This is a genomic window from Shewanella eurypsychrophilus (assembly GCF_007004545.3).
GTDB classification, from domain to species: Bacteria; Pseudomonadota; Gammaproteobacteria; order Enterobacterales; family Shewanellaceae; genus Shewanella; species Shewanella eurypsychrophilus.
In genome coordinates this window covers 5,177,992-5,196,353 of sequence record NZ_CP045503.2, presented here as the reverse complement: position 1 = coordinate 5,196,353, position 18,362 = coordinate 5,177,992, and the positions used below count along the sequence as shown (strand labels likewise).

Annotated in this window: 15 protein-coding genes and 1 pseudogene; 10 read left to right on the top strand and 6 right to left on the bottom strand. The window is 41.3% G+C overall.

From position 1 onward, the window contains the following. Positions 1–391 precede the first annotated feature (391 nt). The gene (locus FM038_RS22240) at positions 392–988 is read left to right on the top strand and encodes a hypothetical protein (RefSeq protein WP_142873792.1); all 597 of its coding nucleotides are present in this window, start codon (positions 392–394) and stop codon (positions 986–988) included. Between the two features lie 424 nt (positions 989–1,412). Here the strand turns inward: FM038_RS22240 and FM038_RS22235 are convergent, their stop codons facing one another. Then, the gene (locus FM038_RS22235; protein ID WP_142873793.1) at positions 1,413–1,937 is read right to left on the bottom strand and encodes a hypothetical protein; all 525 of its coding nucleotides are present in this window, start codon (positions 1,935–1,937) and stop codon (positions 1,413–1,415) included. Positions 1,938–1,992: 55 nt separating this feature from the next. Beyond that, complete coding sequence (locus FM038_RS22230; RefSeq protein ID WP_142873794.1) at positions 1,993–3,051, bottom strand: nuclease-related domain-containing protein; 1,059 nt, start codon at positions 3,049–3,051, stop codon at positions 1,993–1,995. Positions 3,052–3,537: 486 nt separating this feature from the next. Between FM038_RS22230 and FM038_RS22225 the strand changes: the two genes are divergently transcribed. From FM038_RS22225 to FM038_RS22185, 9 genes are all read left to right on the top strand, one after another. Next, a complete protein-coding gene (locus tag FM038_RS22225; protein WP_142873795.1) occupies positions 3,538–4,440 on the top strand; it encodes a DnaJ C-terminal domain-containing protein in 903 nt (300 codons plus the stop codon). Positions 4,441–4,978: 538 nt separating this feature from the next. Then, on the top strand, positions 4,979–5,401 hold the full coding sequence (locus FM038_RS22220; protein ID WP_142873796.1) for a hypothetical protein: 423 nt from the start codon (positions 4,979–4,981) through the stop codon (positions 5,399–5,401). A 232-nt stretch (positions 5,402–5,633) separates the two neighbouring features. Next, a complete protein-coding gene (locus FM038_RS22215) occupies positions 5,634–6,650 on the top strand; it encodes a hypothetical protein (protein ID WP_223292948.1) in 1,017 nt (338 codons plus the stop codon). Between the two features lie 100 nt (positions 6,651–6,750). Further along, positions 6,751–7,728, top strand: coding sequence for a transposase (locus FM038_RS22210; protein ID WP_142873798.1), 978 nt, complete (start codon positions 6,751–6,753; stop codon positions 7,726–7,728). A gap of 330 nt (positions 7,729–8,058) precedes the next feature. Then, entirely contained in the window at positions 8,059–9,657 is a 1,599-nt protein-coding gene (locus tag FM038_RS22205) for an N-acyl-D-amino-acid deacylase family protein (RefSeq protein WP_195873152.1), read from the top strand. Positions 9,658–9,737: 80 nt separating this feature from the next. After that, positions 9,738–10,250 (top strand): Sbal_3080 family lipoprotein, encoded by a 513-nt coding sequence (locus tag FM038_RS22200; protein ID WP_142873799.1) that lies wholly within the window; start codon positions 9,738–9,740, stop codon positions 10,248–10,250. Positions 10,251–10,405: 155 nt separating this feature from the next. Then, the gene (locus FM038_RS22195) at positions 10,406–11,125 is read left to right on the top strand and encodes a substrate-binding periplasmic protein (protein ID WP_142873800.1); all 720 of its coding nucleotides are present in this window, start codon (positions 10,406–10,408) and stop codon (positions 11,123–11,125) included. A 113-nt stretch (positions 11,126–11,238) separates the two neighbouring features. Then, the gene (locus FM038_RS22190) at positions 11,239–12,216 is read left to right on the top strand and encodes a transposase (RefSeq protein ID WP_142873801.1); all 978 of its coding nucleotides are present in this window, start codon (positions 11,239–11,241) and stop codon (positions 12,214–12,216) included. Between the two features lie 477 nt (positions 12,217–12,693). Continuing rightward, a complete protein-coding gene (locus FM038_RS22185) occupies positions 12,694–14,496 on the top strand; it encodes an aryl-sulfate sulfotransferase (RefSeq protein WP_142873802.1) in 1,803 nt (600 codons plus the stop codon). 125 nt (positions 14,497–14,621) lie between these two features. On the opposite strand, the gene FM038_RS22180 is transcribed toward FM038_RS22185, so the two are convergent. The 4 genes and pseudogenes from FM038_RS22180 to FM038_RS25385 form a co-directional block, all read right to left on the bottom strand. Further along, the gene (locus FM038_RS22180) at positions 14,622–14,894 is read right to left on the bottom strand and encodes a DNA polymerase III subunit epsilon (protein ID WP_142873803.1); all 273 of its coding nucleotides are present in this window, start codon (positions 14,892–14,894) and stop codon (positions 14,622–14,624) included. Positions 14,895–15,060: 166 nt separating this feature from the next. Next, positions 15,061–16,689: an ATP-binding protein gene (locus FM038_RS22175; RefSeq protein ID WP_142873804.1), complete on the bottom strand. Its 1,629-nt coding sequence runs from the start codon at positions 16,687–16,689 to the stop codon at positions 15,061–15,063. A 420-nt stretch (positions 16,690–17,109) separates the two neighbouring features. Further along, on the bottom strand, positions 17,110–17,931 hold the full coding sequence (locus tag FM038_RS22170) for an NAD/NADP octopine/nopaline dehydrogenase family protein (protein WP_336512799.1): 822 nt from the start codon (positions 17,929–17,931) through the stop codon (positions 17,110–17,112). Beyond that, positions 17,908–18,258 (bottom strand): annotated as a pseudogene (locus FM038_RS25385) (ketopantoate reductase family protein); the annotation flags it as partial. The pseudogene FM038_RS25385 and the gene FM038_RS22170, both read right to left, overlap by 24 nt. Positions 18,259–18,362 lie beyond the last annotated feature (104 nt).

Here is an 18,362-nt window from a genome sequence, read left to right as displayed (position 1 = left end):
AAATCGGTGATAGCTGCGTTCCTTTACTACTCGTTTAAGAAAAACTAAACGTCGCGGTAAAGCGCCTTGCTCTAACACGATTTATCCGGCGCCCAAATTAGCAAAAAGTTCTTGCTGGTCTAAAGCCTAAAAGCTTAAAGCCAAACTTCTTGAAAAAGAGTAATGAAAGCCCCGATACCTAACTGTATCGGGGCTTTTTTGTTTTCTAGCTGTCAGCGCAGCTAACTACACCGTCATTCCGGCAATGCTTTTGGGCCGGAATCCAGCTCTTTTAGTTAAGTTTACTTTTACTCCACTTATTTGGAGTTAATCTATTAATTGACAAGTTTATTTTGTATTGGGTAAGCTGAAACTTCAAGGGAATGAAAAGTAAGGTTGCTAGTCTTAATTTATGAAAAGTACAATTTATTTAATTCTCGTAGTAATGATGGTGTTGTCTTGCAGCAAACAATCAGAAACACAGGTTTATGATAATCTAGAAATTGGATTGAAAATAACTTACAGCGGTTCATGGCAGGTCATAAATGACTCAGCTCTCGATGAAGCTCTTATTTCAGCTGAAAAACACATGACAATGTCTCAAGAAGCGATAGGCTTTGCTAGAGATTTTATCCCTTTGACATTGTTACGTTTGGCTAAACCACGGCAAGTTAATGGCATCGCAAGTAACTCTATTATTAATGTTGTAGCTACCCCTATTCGAAAAGATGAATGGGGGAATCTGGATAGGTTGATTCAAGATCAAACGACTTTAATTAGAGTAAATTTTCCGGATGTTATGATAATAGCGAACGCTTTTCCTCTTCCAGAATATCCATCAATTCATAATTTCTTGGCTATATTGCCTGAAGAGAAACGAATATTTTCCCAATACCAATACGCTTATTGGAGTCCACCGTATTTGATTCAAATAGCTTTCTCTTTCTCACACTCTGATGATGAACAGGAGCTTAAAAAAATTATAGCCTCGATGAAGATTGAAATCTGACTGACGGGACAAAATCTGAGCTCATTAAGTTTTAGCTTTACCCTGAAATATCTGGTATTCGATGACCAACTTAGCAAGCTGATGTGCTTCTATTTCGGCTCTGAACTTATCACTTCCGAGTTGATATTTGCTATTTAGCCACTCTCTGAAGATATCAAGTTGTTCAGGTGGAATAGGAGAGTCAAACCAAGGGCGCTATCTCTACTACTGCTCAAAATGAAGGGCGCAGGCCTTTTTATTAACACCACTCATTTAAGAGATCTAAACGTCGTGGTAAAGCGCCTTGCTCTAACACGATTTATCCGGCGCCAAAATTAGCAAAAAGTCATTGCTGGTCTAAAGCCTAAAAGCTTAAAGCAAAACGAATGAAAGCCCCGGTACCTAACGATACCGGGTCTTTTTAGTTGTGCAATAAAGAGTAATGCTATTTGGATTGTAACTTTTTATCGATAAGCTCTGGCATATTATTGATCGACATTTCGAAATGGTTGTAACACATATTTCCAAAGTTTAGGGTGACGGATGGAGTTAGTTGCGATCTATCATTGACTGATAGAATTACAACTTTTGAACCTGTGCGATCCCAACCTTTAAGAGGAATACTTGGTAAATCCTCTTCAATCACTTCGTTTTTAAAATTAAACCCCTCACCCATAAATAAGGATGCATGAACAACAGGAATTTGATTACTATCCCAATAAGTTACGTTCACTGAGTCTAATATTATATCTTTATATAATTCAGGGATTTCGATTTCGAAGAAGTCAGTGCCATCCCTTTGATGGAACTCCTTGTTCACTGAGTAGCGTTGATGCTTCAATCTATTCACGATTAACTTATTAATAATTTCTTTTTGCTCAATAGTTGGTATAGGTTTTCTATCGTCACAGGATGCTTCTGTAAGGAAAGGAGATCCTAGTAGAGCAATGGTTAAATATAATTTGTTCATAAAGTTCCTTCTTTACAAATGGGTAAATAAGGGAAGCGTAGATCTTTCATAATCACTAAACCACCTGTTGGCCACTACCACAATCTTGGCAGTTCAACGTATAGGTCTCTTTTCGTTTCTGCACTTTAGTACTCTTGCTACCGCACTTCACGCAGGCCTGTTTCATCGGTGTATTTTTGGTGCAAATATTACACTTAACGAAATAGCCAAACTTGCCATACATTGGGGTGGTGTTGTTTGATTCTCCGCAATGTTTACAGCTTATTCCTATTTGAGGAGCTGGTTTAGTGATTGTACTATCGGCTGCTTTTGCTGGTGCGCCTTGATAGATGGCTGTTGGGACTTGTATCTTTTGTGGGTCACTGGGAGTTGGTTCTGCTATGTGTGCTTTAGGGAGAGTGGTTGCTGAATCTGCTTGATGACTTTTACAAGTTTCTGAGCCTTGAACTGTGCGCTTTACTAAACCATTTTCTAAGCATTGATCAAGTAGGAATGAGCCTATTGAGCCTAAGTCTTTCTGTGAAAAGTCAGGGCGTGTGTCGCTGATGTTGACGACTCTCATGAATCTGTTTCTGATGTTCATCAGCTTATTGAGCTTATCGACCACGAATTCAGACTTAACCAGTTTGTCGGAAACCTTTGAGGGGATATTATCTCTGTCGATGACAGCATCGCTGGATATGGCACAGAGGTGATCCCAGCAGCGTCCATCAATCCCTTGGGTGATACCGAACATCTTGCCTAATATCTCTGTTCGGTGCTCGCGTAATAGCGCTTTGAGCAGGGCTTGTTGTAGCTCTACCTGCTTGATGGGTGAGGGAATGCCTTTCCATTGACTGCTGTAGCTTCTTGTCCACTCTCCTTGCTTATTCACTTTGACATGACCCTTGATGCTCTTAGATTCGATCAATACAAAGCCATAGGGGTAAATGATCAAGTGATCGATCTGAGCGGTTTCATCATTAAAAGTGAATTTAAAATCGTTGATGACCAGCACTTGTTGGTTATCTTTATAGGCGCGGCGCAGAAAGAAGGCGACATTCGTCTCTTGCTTTTGACCTGCAATAGTTTGAGGTGACTTGGCGTTTAGCAGTTGCTTAGTTTTAAGAATCATTTATCAATCGCATCCATTCACTGCTTTAACTCTTTCGTTAGGTAAGAGCTAGCAGCTTGATAAAAATCAGCTTTATAATACATAGTCTTAGTATAAAAAAGCTACTGTAAAAGAGGGCGTAGAGTTAACTTTATTCTATGCAACGCTAGAGTATGCTGCTTTTACCTTAGAACGCGGAGTCAAAACAAATAGGCCAGCCACAAGAATGGCTGGATTTTTTGAGCCATCGATTAAATGGCTGGCTATAAATATCTTCGAGAGAATGCTGTAGATGACGAGTTTAAAATATGAAATAGCATTACAATGGCTACACAAGACAAGACAAGACAAGACAAGACAAGACAAGACAAGACAAGACAAGACAAGACAAGACAAGACAAGACTAAATAGTCACTTATGCTCATCAATACATAAGCTTGTTGATTTTTAGGGCATAGAGAACACTCATGGCCCTTTTTTTTAGATAGATATTAGTGAGGGTTTAGCGTGTCTAAACAAGATTATTACAGCGTGCTAGGTGTTTCAAAGGCCTCCTCAAATCAACAGATTAAAAAAGCCTATAAAAAGCTGGCGATGAAGTACCATCCCGATAAAAATCCTGATGATGCAGTGTCTGAAACCAAGTTTAAAAATGCTAAAGAAGCCTATGAAGTACTGACTGATGCAGACAAGCGCCAGAAATATGATGATTTTGGTCATGATTCGTATGTAAACAATGGACAGGATGGACATCGTTATAGCCAAGGCGGGTTTAACGATATGTTTGGTGAAGGATTTCGCCAGCGTGAGCGTGGTTTTGGTGGCCAAAGCTTTGATGCTAATGATTTTGAAAGTATGTTTTCTCAATCAAGGGGGCGAAATCGCACTCAAAAAGGGCAAGATCAGGATTTTGTGTTGACTGTAGACTTTGTTGATGCGGTGCAAGGTGCTGAAAAAGTTGTTGAACTACCGGTTAATGGCGAAAATAAAAAAATAAAAGTTAAGATCCCAGCTGGTATTAAAGACGGTGAGAAAATACGCTTCACCGGCAAAGGTGGTGCAGGTGTGCATGGTGGGGCTGCAGGTGATCTATTGTTGACGATCGCAACCCGCAAACATGCGTTTCTAGAACGCGAAGAAAACGATCTGGTTTACACCGCTACTGTCGATATGGTGACGGCGGCACTGGGTGGCGAGGTTGAAGTTGGCGTATTGGATAGTCGCTTTAAGCTTAAAGTGCCTGCTGGGACTCAACATGGACGTAAGTTCAAGATAAAGGGTAAAGGTGTTACCGATCGTAAAGGAGTGACCGGTGATTTGTTTGTCCAAATTAAAGTGGCAATTCCGCAGGATCTAACTGAACCACAACGTTCATTACTCGAACAGTTCAAAGCTTTTGAGGAAAATTAATACACGTTAACCAGCGCTTCAGACCAGGCCTGAAGCATTGGCCTCAACGTAATTTTTACTCTGACCCTATTTAACTGTATGGTCGCACATAAACATCAGCGGAAGCTTCAGGATGATTGTCACTTCAATGAGTTAGTAAACAAATGGGTCAGAACCCTTTACCTGAAAGTTAGCTAATCAACCCACTGCCACAACCACACTCTAAACAGTTCAATGTGTAACTTTCTTTTCGCTTCTGTACCTTAGTGCTTTTGCTACCGCACTTCGCGCAGGCCTGTTTCATCGGCGTGTTCTTAGTGCATGTATTGCATTTGATGTAGAGTAATCATAGTCACCCATAGTTAATTGCCACTAACAATAAAGCTTCAGTGTCTCGTTATGAGTACTGGACTTTTTTGTGTCTGAAAGATAAAAGGTAAAAGATAAATGGGCTCAGCGTCACAATAAATCGCTTCAATAGGAATAGCGCTAACCGCTCAGCGAACTTACCTTGAAGGCTTAGGTCATATTGCCGAACTCCACTATATTTAGGCCGCGAATGTTGAAAACAACCTTGGTTATTTTGTCGCTTTTTAGCTTTGTCCCGTTAGCTACACAAGCTTCGACTTCACTTGTATCTACAGCTCAGGTATCTGCAAGTTTTGAATCTAAGAGCCTTGAATCTAACCTCCAATATGATGCTAAAGCTATCTGTCATAGCGTGGCTAAAGCCTTAGGAGAGGATTGGGACGAGTGCGCCAGTGTCGGGCCTAAGCTAGACAAGCAGGGGACCACTGAATATGTGTTTATGACTGATGATGGAGAGCGTGCTTGTCGAGTCTGGACAACGAGTCACGGTGGCCAAAAGGGGTTCTTATCTCCCGCTCCGGTAAATGCCGATGAATGTCCGCTTGGCACCTTTTTTACGGTTAAGCCAATGAGTGAAGAGCTATATGAAGTTGATATTACCTTTGGTGGCTAATGTCCATGGGGCGCAGTAAAGTAAATATATGGGCTCTGCCAATATAGCTTAAGAGCCCTCTACCTCTTCATTGCGCCTTCAAAGCACTCTCCACCTTATCCTTTTCCTTGAGCTTTTTTTTGTACGTTTCTGTGATCTTTGTTGGTGTTTTGTTTCGACTCTGGTGACATTTGTTGGTAGGCAGGTTATAACTTTTTTAACATGGGAATTATTCAAAAATTTAGGGAAGATGATGAGTTCATGGTTTACTAATGTTCAACTCGGGTTCGACATGGCGACTAGCCTTACGATTGTCGGCGCTGCGGTTACTTGGGCTGTTCGTCAAAAAAGACAAACAGAAGCAGATAAAGTAAGAGGCATCAATCAACAAGTTAGATCGACAAGCTTGCAAAAAGTGCAGCATGTGCTGATTGAGATGGAAGATCGATTTTCAGTTTTGATAGGCGAGTCTCAAAAATTCGAAAATATGATTGATCATCGAGTGAGAAAGATTGAAGACGAGATCGATTACTCAAGTTTAAATTCGGCCATTAAAACAAACAGTGACTTCCTCACTAATGCGATCGATAGATTAGGTAATATACGCGAAGAGATTGGCAGTTTTTATGAATCCATTCAAGTTAGGCGCTATAGCTTGATCCCTTTGCTTGATGCTATCGATGATGGTGATAAGTATATTGGTGTATTTCAGAAAAACATTGATGAAGTTGGTGAAGCCTATAATAGTGTTTCTTCTGGTAATGTACGATTGTTAAAAGAGTTGGAAAAAGTCGTTGCTGCGATTAATGCAGAATATGGTGATGACCTTAAAGATCTAGAGGAAGAGCAACTTCATGCTTTAATTAAGCAAGTCTCTGCAGATGATAAAGTCATGAGTTCTATAAAATCAATTGTGTTTGATGAAGATTATTTTGATTGGATTCAAAGGTTTGTTCCTGCTGGAAAAGAACAAGACTTTTTAGATAAAGTCGTTAAACCGAGTAAAATAGAAGATCAGGATTTATGTGCTTCGGTAATCATTAACTTTATATTATCACTGTTAAGAAAACAGCATGAGTTGATATCTCAAGTTTTAAACACAGCTTCTTACACTGTGATGAAAGCAAGGATTGAGTGTAAAGATATATTGATTTCATTAAGCGCGATCTCCCATAAACTCGTAATGGATAATAATCCTGAATCATTAAATTCAGTCATTGAAAAATATGAAACCGAAGAGTATTTCGGTCGAGATACCAAAATTCGTTAGTTTGCCATAACGAACAAGCAGAATCAGGCCACCCATAGTTACTGGTGTATTTTCTCACCTCCTACTAAATTTTAGTTATTGGTTGAAGTAGGAGGTTGCTATGCCCTGTCCTAGAAGAACCCAAATCAGTGTGGAAGATACGCTCTGGTACCACACAGTATCAAGATGTGTTCGTAAAGCCTGTCTTACTGGAGTTGATCCTAATACAGGGCAATCCTATGAGCATCGACGAGACTGGGTTGAATCGCAGTTACTTAAGTTAGGTGAAATTTTTGCTATTGATATAGCCGCTTATGTTGTGATGAGTAACCATCTGCATCTGGTGCTGAGAATCGATATCGAGTTAGCTAATCGCTGGACAGATAGAGAGGTCGTAGAGCAGTGGCATCAACTGTTTAAAGGGACTGAGCTAACCCAAAGGTTTGCAAAAGGAGAGCTCGTAGAAGAGCGAAACTTATCACTGCTAAGACGTTCAATTGCTCAATACAGAAGTCGTTTAAGCGATATTAGCTGGTTTATGCGGTGTTTAAATGAACCTATTGCTCGAATGGCCAATAAAGAGGACAAGTGTACTGGTCGCTTCTGGGAAGGGCGGTTTAAGTCCCAAGCTTTACTTGATGAAGCTGCGGTTTTAACCTGTATGGCTTACGTAGACTTGAATCCTATTCGAGCCAAGATGGCTGCTACACCAGTGTCCTCTGATTATACGAGCATACAAAGGCGCATTAAGGCTGCACTTGAAGGAGGGCAACCTAAGTCATTGTTATCCTTTATTGGTAACGAGCGATTGAATCAGTCAAAAGGAGTTAACTTCGCTCTACAAGATTATCTACAGCTAGTGGATGAAACTGGTCGAATACTTGGTAAAGACAAACGGGGGAGTATCTCAGTCAGTTCATCTAAGATATTAACTCAATTGAATATATCAACTGATAACTGGGTAAAATTAACCTCTGAGTTTGGTAAGATATTCCATGGCCCAGTTGGCACTTTACATGAGCTTACTAACTATTGTGATCACTTACAGAAACGGCGTCGTCATTTTGCTAAGTGTTGTAAATACCTAGAAGATGGCTAATAGTCAGCTTTAGCTAACTTGCCCCTTCAGATGTGATTATCTTCAACAGCTTGAGTTCACAAGCCTTGCCTGAAATTCATTATTTACGTTAAAAAAGGCCTAGTTCAAGGGTTGTAATGGACTGGTGTTGCAGTTGTATCGGTAACTTCCCAGTTTTACTGTACGTTTAGCTGAAAGCTAATGGCAGCGGTGTTATGTTGTTGATTTATTATGGGTGGCTTAGTTAAAAAAGCATTTATTTCAATTATTCCAAACCTTACCTTGGCCTCATTTACTTCATAAATAATGAATTATCATGATGGCGGTTAAACATAGGGATGGAGAGAAATCATGCGCCAGTTGATTAGAAAGGCCACCGTAATCGATGGAAGTGGTGGAGCAGCTTTTAAAGGCGATGTGCTAATCGATAATCAGATGATCGCTGATGTGGCACCGCTCATCACAGCAGCTGCTGATAATGTGATTGATGCGGATGGTGCATATGTTGCCCCTGGGTTTATTGATGTCCATAGCCATGCCGATCTGGCGACATTTTCACCTCAGGGTTTCAAGCCTAAAGTACTACAAGGTATCACCACAGAACTTGTTGGTCTCTGTGGCCTTGGTGTCGCTCCGCTGCCGAAGGCGCTTCAGGACGAAGTTAGAGAGCGGCTGATCATTGGCAATCCTGCAGTCGATTGGAACTGGGATGATTTCACCAGTTATGGCTTGGCGCTTAAACAACGAGGGCTGGAGGTCAATCTATCCTTCTTTGTTCCCCATGGCTTATTGCGTTATCAGATCTGTGGTAACAGCTGTTTGGCGATGGATAAAAATCAGCGTCGCAAGCTGGCTCAGTTGGCTGATGAAGCGTTGGGAGCGGGGGCCCGTGGTATCAGTTTGGGGCTAATTTATCACCCGGCGTTATTTAGTGATCAGCGTGAGCTGTTAACTCTGGCTCAGGTTGCTGCCGCCCACCATAAGCCATTAGTTGTGCATATGCGCAGTGAAAGCGATGAGATCCTCGAGGCTTTGCAGGAGATGATTGCTCTGTCGCAGCAAGCTGGATGCCAGCTGCATATCTCTCACCTAAAACTGATCGGCCGCCGCAATGCCTCTAAATTAACTTCGTTATTGGCGCTGATAGATCGCCATGAACTCACGTTTGATCAGTATCCGTATCATTATGGCAGTACGACACTGCTTTCTATTTTGCCTCCGAGCCTTATTCGTACATACGCACCAGAAGCACTGATGAGCGCACTGAGAGCGCCAGCCGTCAGGCGGGAGGTTCGGAGTTGGTTTGCCGAACGAATTTTACCTCAGGCTGGTGAGCCGTGGGATAACCTGCCGGCGTTATTAGGCTGGGATAATATTTTGATTTGTGAAGTTGAAAGTCAGGCGGCTCAGCAGTGGCTAGGGTGCTCTATTGCAGAGTGTGCACTAAAGACTGATCAGCACCCGGTTGATTTTGCGCTTGATCTTCTTATCAGTGAGCGCGGTAACGTACGTATGATTGATTACTTTATGGATGAGGAGCTGGTAGAACGTATTTTTCAGCACCCGAGGGGGATGGTCGGTACAGATACGATATTCGGCGGTCGGCTTCACCCAAGAGTTTGTGGTTCATTTCCTCGGATTATTCACCAATTTGTCACGCAGCGTCAGTTACTGCCGCTTGAGCAGGCGGTTCATAAAATGACGGCCTTGAGCGCTGATACTTTTTCGCTCAATAAGCGAGGTAAGTTAGCGCCGGGCTACTATGCCGATATCTGCTTGTTTGATGCCAATTTCTGTGACAATTCGACGATAGAGCAGCCAGAGGTTTATGCAACTGGCTTACGTGATTTATGGGTGAATGGCAGGCGAAAAGTGGCACACGGCGATTATCTGGAAACTCGTTCAGGTCAGCTATTACTTGCCAGTAGTGGTGCCTCACTGTCTAAATAAATTGCCGGGAGTAGCTGGTTGAGTAGACTGCTGTGTAGTCCTTGCTGTAAAATCCTGCTACACACAAAAGAGAGAGCCAGATGAAAAAAATATTACTCGGGATGATTTTACTCACTGTTACAGCTTGTTCAAGTAACGGTCTAACAGAGTTAAAGCAGATGGATCCTAACTTCGATAAAGAGATCGTGATGACAAACGATTCGAAGCAGACTGCAAATGTAAGAAGTATTGTGACCAATTGGATGGTCGATAACGGTTATAAGGTGTCTAAGACCACCGCGAGCCCTACAGCTCAATTAGCAGATGATCAGGTTATGTTCGAGTTCAATGCTAACTGGTGGTGGGATATTGCAACCTATATGCGCTACGTAAACTTAGACGTGACTGATAGCAAAGGAAACAAGGTGGCAGAACTTGATTTCGATTCAGTACAGTATGGTGGTATGGATAAATTTGGCAACGCTGAAGAAAGGCTTAACCTTATCATGCAAGTGTTCTTCCAAAAGATCTCAGTACAAGATGCCGAGCGTCAACTGGAGCACGGTAAAGATAGAAGTGCTAAATCTGCATCAACTTGTGCTTACGACTGTTAGTGAGTGGTAGGCAAAAGGTAAAGGTAAGATGAAGGGCTTCGGTATCACTCTCAGTCTCTAGCTGTTGAGTGCCACTAGTCTTTACTCTTTTTTTGCTCTAGGATTGAGATGCATAATAATAAAGATATTAAGCATCTCTCAAAAGGCCTCAGTGAATGCGGTATTTATTCCTCATATTTTTAGTTTTAGCTCTCTATTCAACGACTGCTTTTGGTACCAATATTGGTAGTTACTACATACCAAACCTTGTCATAGACCAGCAACAAGGTCTTTTTATCAAAATGCATAACGAAGTTTTACGACGCTTATCACTCGATACCAACCTCATTATTCAGCCAACCAAGCGTACTCAGCGCGACTTTACACACCATAAGCTGGATGCCTATTTCCCAGAGTTATTAGAAAACCTTCCCGAGCGCGATGTCATCATCTCAGATCCGTTTTATCTTAAGAAAATCGTCCTGTTTACTAAGGTTGGCTCAGGTATAAAAACGCTAGATGACTTAGAGGGTAAGGTCGTCGGGGCTGTGACTGGCTATAGCTACGGCGAGAACATTACAAATAATCAGAATATAAAATTAGACTATACCAAGAATGATAATGTCAATATTGAAAGGTTAATGCGAGGCTATATCGATGCGATTATTGGCGATAACAAATCCACCGTCGCCGCAATAGAAAATAGTAAACACGCTGAGCAGATATATTATGATCTAGATAAGCCCATTGATGTATTAGATGTATTTTACGTTTGCCAAGATTCCATCTCAGGTAAAACACTTTGTAGTGCAATAAATGGTGCCCTAGAGCAGATGAAACTTGAAAACATCATTGAGTTAGATCTCGCTACTGGCAACTCTAAAATATTTTTGTAAGCGGGTGCTTAAGAACAAAATCAGGCCAGTAACAGAATCAGGCCACCCATAGTTAATGGTGTTTTTCTCATTTCCTACTAAACTTTAGTTATTGGTTGAAGTGGGAGGTTGTTATGCCCTGTCCTAGAAGAACCCAAATCAGTGTAGAAGACACGCTCTGGTACCACACAGTCTCAAGATGTGTTCGTAAAGCCTGGCTTACAGGAGTTGATCCTAATACAGGGCAATCCTATGAGCATCGACGAAATTGGGTTGAATCGCAGTTACTTAAGTTAGGTGAAGTTTTTGCTATCGATATAGCCGCTTATGTTGTGATGAGTAACCACCTACATCTGGTGCTGCGAATCGATATTGAGTTAGCTAATAGCTGGACAGATAGAGAGGTCGTAGAGCAGTGGCATCAACTGTTTAAAGGGACTGAGCTAACCCAAAGGTTTGCGAAAGGAGAGCTCGTAGAAGAGCAAAACTTATCACTGCTAAGGCATTCAATTGCTCAATACAGAAGTCGTTTAAGTGATATTAGCTGGTTTATGCGGTGTTTAAATGAACCCATTGCTCGAATGGCCAATAAAGAGGACAAGTGTACTGGTCGCTTCTGGGAAGGTCGGTTTAAGTCCCAAGCTTTACTAGATGAAGCCGCGGTTTTAACCTGTATGGCTTACGTAGACTTGAATCCTATTCGAGCCAAGATGGCAGCTACACCAGAGTCCTCTGATTATACGAGCATACAAAGGCGCATTAAGGCTGCACTTGAAGGAGGGCAGCCTAAGTCATTGCTATCCTTTATTGATAACGAGCAACTGAATCAGCCCAAAGGAGTTAACTTCGCTCTACAAGATTATCTACAGCTAGTGGATGAAACTGGTCGAATACTTGGTGGAGACAAGCGGGGGAGTATCTCAGTCAGTTCATCTAAGCTATTAACTCAGTTGAATATATCAACTGATAGCTGGGTAAAATTAACCTCTGAGTTTGGTAAGATATTCCATGGCCCAGTTGGTACTTTACATGAGCTTACTAACTTTTGTGATCACTTACAGAAACGGCGTCGTCATTTTGCTAAGTGTTGTAAGTACCTAGAAGATGGCTGATAGTCAGATTTAATTAACTTACACTTCTCCAGATTATATCCTCTTCCACAGCTTGAGTTCACAAGCCCTGCCTGAAATTTGTTATTCACGCTAAAAAAAGGCCTAGTTCAAGGATTGTCATGGGATTAAGCTGCAGTTATATCTGTAACCCCACGGTTTTACTGCATGTTTAGCTGAAAGCTAGTCACTGCGGTGCTATGTTGTTGATTTATTGTGGGTGGCCTAGTTAAGGTTGGCTGAAAGCTAGTCACTGCGGTGCTATGTTGTTGATTTATTGTGGGTGGCCTAGTTAAGATTTATTGTGGGTGGCCTAGTTAAGATTGCCTAGTAAAGATTGGCCTAGTTAAGATTGTAGAAATTGAATTTCGTGATCGATAAAACAAAAATAAAATATATCTATTTTTCTGTAGATTAGCTTACATTTTTATCTTCTATCCCTACGTATAATTCGTTGATGTTTTTTCGTTGAGTCTCCCCATGCTTAAGCCTATTATTTACTCCACATTCGTCGTGTCGTTATTTTTTTCAATAGCCAATGTGAGTGCCGTTCCTAATGGGATGAAGCCTATGCCAGTGCCTGGTGCACCATTAGGTTATATCATCCATAATCCCTATGAAAATGCGCCTTTAACCGCTTTAGTTACGTTAAACGGGCATAGGATTTCAGATGTTGATGTGACTGTTCATGCTAAAGATGAAACGGGTGTCAGCATCAATTACCAAGTTGACGAAATGAGAGTGATGAATGAAGGTGGCGTGCCCATTTTTGGTCTCTATCCTGCCTTTATGAACACGTTTACCGTTAAGTGGATTGAAGATGGTAAGCAGCAAAGCCACGATTATAAAATGTTAACTCCCGATATTGATATGGGCTTTTCAGAAAGTCAGTGGGCTAAAGCGCCAATCGTGGAGGTGGAACATGTTGATGCCGATTTCAAAGACCGACTTTACTTTGTTAACTGGACAAATTCTGACGGCAAGACCAGCCCACTAGCACATAACAACCTTGAAGCTCCTGGGGCATTTTCTTGGGATGGTAAACCCGGATTTTTTATTATTGATACCGCGGGCGATATTCGCTGGTATCTAAACCCTTACACCACCCATAACTCGAAAGGTTTTGATACCGCTGGCTATGCCATGGGAATGAATATCACCGCTGATGGCAATATGGTGTGGGTTCAAGGTCAGGGCTGGAAAAAAATGTCACTCATGGGGAGAATGATTGCTGAGCATAGCTTACCAGGCAATTTTATCGATGCTTCTCATGAAGGTATTGAAGGTGCTAATGGCAATATATTTATCCGCGCGGCCGCAAAAGATTACCGACGCCCAGACGGGAAGCTAGTTAATACCATTAGAGATCAAATTATTGAAGTTGATCAGACCGGTAAGTTAGTCGATTACTGGGACCTTAACCGTATTTTAGATCCGCTTCGCGATGCCGCTCTGCTTTCTCTCGACGCTGGTGCTGTGTGTCTTAATATCAATGCTGACAAGGCTGGCCATCAAACCACCTTGGAAGATCTGAAAAATGCGCCCTATGGCGACATCCATGGTGTAGAAACAGGCCGAAATTGGATCCATGTTAACTCTATTGATTATGACTCAAAAGATGACAGCATCATTATTAGCTCACGCCATCAATCTGCAGTAATAAAAATTGGCCGTGATAAGCAAGTTAAATGGATTTTAGGGCCTGCTGAAGGTTGGAGTAGCAAATTCCAAGATAAGCTTCTGCTTCCAGTCGATGGTAAAGGCAACAAGATAAACTGTACAGATAAAGGCCGCTGTAGAGGTGATGATTTTGACTTTTCTTATACTTCCCATACGGCTTACCTTGTACCACAAAAAGGCACGTTAACCGTATTTGATAATGGTGATGGCCGACATCTTAGACAACCTATGTTTGCCAATGAAAAATATTCACGCGCTGTTGAATACAAAATTGATGAAGCCAATATGACCGTTGCACAAGTATGGCAATACGGTAAAGATGAGTTAGCCTATGAAGGCTACTCTCCGGTGACATCAATTGTTAAATATCAACAAGATAAAGACAGTATGATGAGCTATTTTGCCTCAGCAGGTTTATTTGGTTTAGGCGGTGGCTACGGAAATTTAAAAATGGATGATACGACTGGGAAAGTGAAATCTATTTTGGTTGAACATCGTTATGGCGAGACTAAACCCGCTGTTCGCATCAACATCAGCAGTCATGATATGTATGCCACTGGATATAGAGCTCAAGTGATACGTGTAAACGAAATGCTTAAGTAATTATCTCTGTAAAACAAAAGGTGGGGTCAAAGGAAGGGGAATAATTGGGTCAGAGTTAAATTGATAGGCGGGGCTTGTGATCCCGCTTATCAATAACGAATTAATTATGGCTGTTTATCGAATTTTTACTGTTCGGGGAATGCCGCTTGAGCCTTTTCTAATTCTTGCTCATCTCTAAGCTTAAGCTTTTCTTGCTCTGTAAGTTTCACTTCATTCTGAAGAGCCGCTTGTCTTTGCTTAAGCTCGTGTTTCTCTGGTTTAGTCAGAAATTTATAGGCTTTCTTATTGGCGAGTGCGTAGGCAACGACATCTTCGCCTTTTACTCTGCGCTCATCCACTCGTTGTGAAAAACGTTCGTTATCTCGGGCTTTACGCTCTTCAGCATTTAACTTGCTCATCTTTTGTATCCTCATTAGTTAATCACGGTAGGGTTTCACTACACTCAGTCAAACAAATGAGATCTGTTGCACATTCATAAAGCTGATAGGGGAATTTTAGCATAAGATAGCGTTGCTACCCCCATGGTATCTGCCTGTAGTCAGGCTATGTGGCCATTTTTTCCTATCAATTTGCTGTTGGTAAAACGGGAAAAGAGATATCTACAGTGAGCCCTTTACCTAGCCCACTGGTGAGCTTGATATGGCCATTGAGTTTTTGAGTGACGATATTGTGAATAATGCTTAATCCTAGTCCGCTGCCTCCTTCATCTCTCTTCGTGGTAAAAAATGGCTCCATCACCTTCGGCAGAATATCGTCGCTAATGCCAATACCATTATCGCGATATTGTATGTTAATTTCATTTTCCTTTGCTGATACCACAAGCGTGATCAAGCCTGTATTTTGATCTGCAAATCCGTGAATAATGGAGTTGTTGATCAAGTTGGTTATCACTTGGGATAGGAAACCTGGATAAATAAAGCTGGTGCGATCTTCAACACAGTCTAAATCTACCGTTACTTTTGCTCTTTTGGTTTTAGGTAGCATGCTGTGGATGACTTCTTTGAAGTATTCGGATATTAATACTTCCCGGGCCTGTTCACTCATCTGATCAACCGATACTTGCTTAAAGCTGCGAATGAGATCTGCCGCTGAAGATAAATTTCGAGTTAGAATCGTTATTGAGCTCTGACTCGAGGCTAAGAAGCTCTCAAAGTCCTCTTCATCTAGCTCTCCCGAGGCAAACTTCTTGGCTAGCAATTCAATTTCATCTTGTAAAAAGCTAGTAGCGGTAACGCCAATACCTATGGGAGTATTCACATCATGAGCAATGCTGGCTACCATTCTACCCAATGAATTAACTTTTTCGGTTTCAAATACTTTTTGTTGCTCTTCAAGATCTTGTCGTTCTAATAGCGCAGTTTTGAACAGTTTAAATGCCGTGTACATTTGATGTGTTTCTAAGGTGGTAGAGTCTTGGGGGACCTCTATTTCATAATTGCCTTTACCAAGAGCTATCATGCCTTGAGAGATATTGCTTACTTGCTCAGTTATTTTACTCGTTAAAAAATAAAATATTACTATCAGTAATATACACGCAATGAGCATGCATGAAATTATCCATAGGCTTAAGGTTTTTGCTAAGGCAAGTTGAGAGGATATATCTATACTCATCTCTAATACGCCACGCACATCGCCTAATTGCCAGTCCGTTTTCGGTGTTAGTGGATGGTTATTATGACAATCAACACAAGCTTGAATCTGCATTTGATCTGCAATGGCAACTCTTAGCACCGTATGATTATTTTCATTATTGACGGCACTAATTATTTGGTTCGGGTTCTCATTGAGTTCCAACCAAGCTTTTTGCTGAAAAGGGTCAAGTGTAATATGTTGACGGTTAGGGAATGGATAAGCGCTGTATAAGTTCAATTTACTGCCACTGTCATCAAATAATTGGCTTAAATCGTGGATCATGGTGGCTGGCAGGGGAATTTTATCAGGCTCACCTAAGTGTTTAATCGCTGGCGTTAATACACCAAAATCTTGCACTTTCTTAACTACGTTCTTGGTATAATAAGCCCGTAATATTTTCAGTTGTTTTAAGGAGTTCAGCGCTGTGTGTATTGCATGTTGCTCTGCATTTCTTTCAACCAATATTGGAATAGAAAAACTAAGCACAGCTAACATAACCGCCATAATAAGCGAAAGTGGGAATATTATCTTAAACCGTAAATTATTCTGAAAGAATGGCATAGCTATCCATGTTTTCTGAGCTTGAGCATTGCCCAGTGTTGAGCTTGAACAGTACTAGTACATCAATGAAATATAGTCATAGTTTGCTTAGAATGAAAACATATCGGGCCAGCCATTATTAATGGCATAGTTACCTTCCTCCAGTTTTTTATGTTAATAGCCTCCCTTTAATGCAGGTGATCACAATTTAGTCGGTGAAGAATTGAAGCAACAGGTTCAAGGAATGGTTCATCATATTGCGAAAGACTTGTTCTTACCCTTACCAGAGTAGGCAAACAGCAATTAACGAGTGGGGCCGAGTAAACTACTTTACCCAGCCCCCTTTGTTGTAAATTATCGAATTGTTAATTTTCGGGGAATGTCGCCGCTATTCCCGTTCATTTAACTGTTAGGTCTATTGTTTAAACAGTTTTCATGATGCTACATTTCTACAAATTGCAGCAACTCTTCCTTTGTTAGTTCATCTAATCCTAACGAGGTTAACGTTCTACCTTCTTTATAAAAATCTCTTGATAAAATACCGCCACACATCTCGATCAAACGATTACATTCAGGCATGTTAATGCCTAATTTGTCACCTAATGAAGATAACAACACCAGCCCCATAGGAACATCTTCTGTTATGTATCGATTATCGAAACTATAAGGGCCTGGAGGTGATGAAATTTTATAGCTTTCAAAAACCTCTCTAGGATCTTGGTTAAGATCTTCCTCATTTCTAAACAAGCATGCTTCTAGGTAAGGAATCGGTTCGCATCCAAGTGCTGATAGCACCGCCATTTTTTCAGCGTCCAATTTCTCTATCATTAGCCAAGCCATGTCAGTTGAAAGCGCATCTCTATACATATATGGCACTTCGTCTGGGTGATGCTTGGCACAGTATTCAAGCATCGGATACATGACATACTGGCCAATCGTGTGAACAATGATATTGGGATTATGTAGTGCTGACTCGAATATATTTTTTCTAACTTTGGTCTTTGCTATGTCGTAGGCAGGAAACAAGCGGGAGGCAATGGCCATTCCTTCAGCTGTTCTGGTAGCGGGGAAAAATGCCAGCGCATTTCTGGCATTTTTAAATAAGACTTTTACCGTGCCAGGTTCAACGATTCTTGCGTCATTAGGGGTAGATTCACCCTCTGCAAATATCGGATTATTGTCGCACCGTTTTTTATAGAAGATACTGCCAGCATATCCGGGTATTAAGATAACTAATTGATCATCAGTGAAGTACTTTGCGATACGTTCAGCTAAAGCTGGATGGTATGTCGTTTGAATAAAGATCATGATTACATCGGCGCCCTCGATCGCTTCTTTAGGGTCTCGGGTAATCATTTCTAATGGCTGAAAGGTTTTCTCTGCATCGTCGGCACTATCTGTAAAGTGCCCTTTTTTTGTGTTGTCGATACAATATATACCCTGGTTTTTGACCATAGTTTCAAAATGGTCGTCATGGGTAATACGGTTTGAAGTTTTAAGCAATCTTACTTTATGTCCTGCCTCAGCAGCCATAAACGCACAAGCAGAACCAGCATTGCCGGCTCCAATTATGGTAATTTTCATTTTTCCTTCCTTTAATTTTTGTTTTACTCAGGAGGTCATCGCACCGCTACCTCTTGAAAGTGTTATCCCTTGGAAATATGAAAATGTGGAAACGTCGAAATGTGGAAACA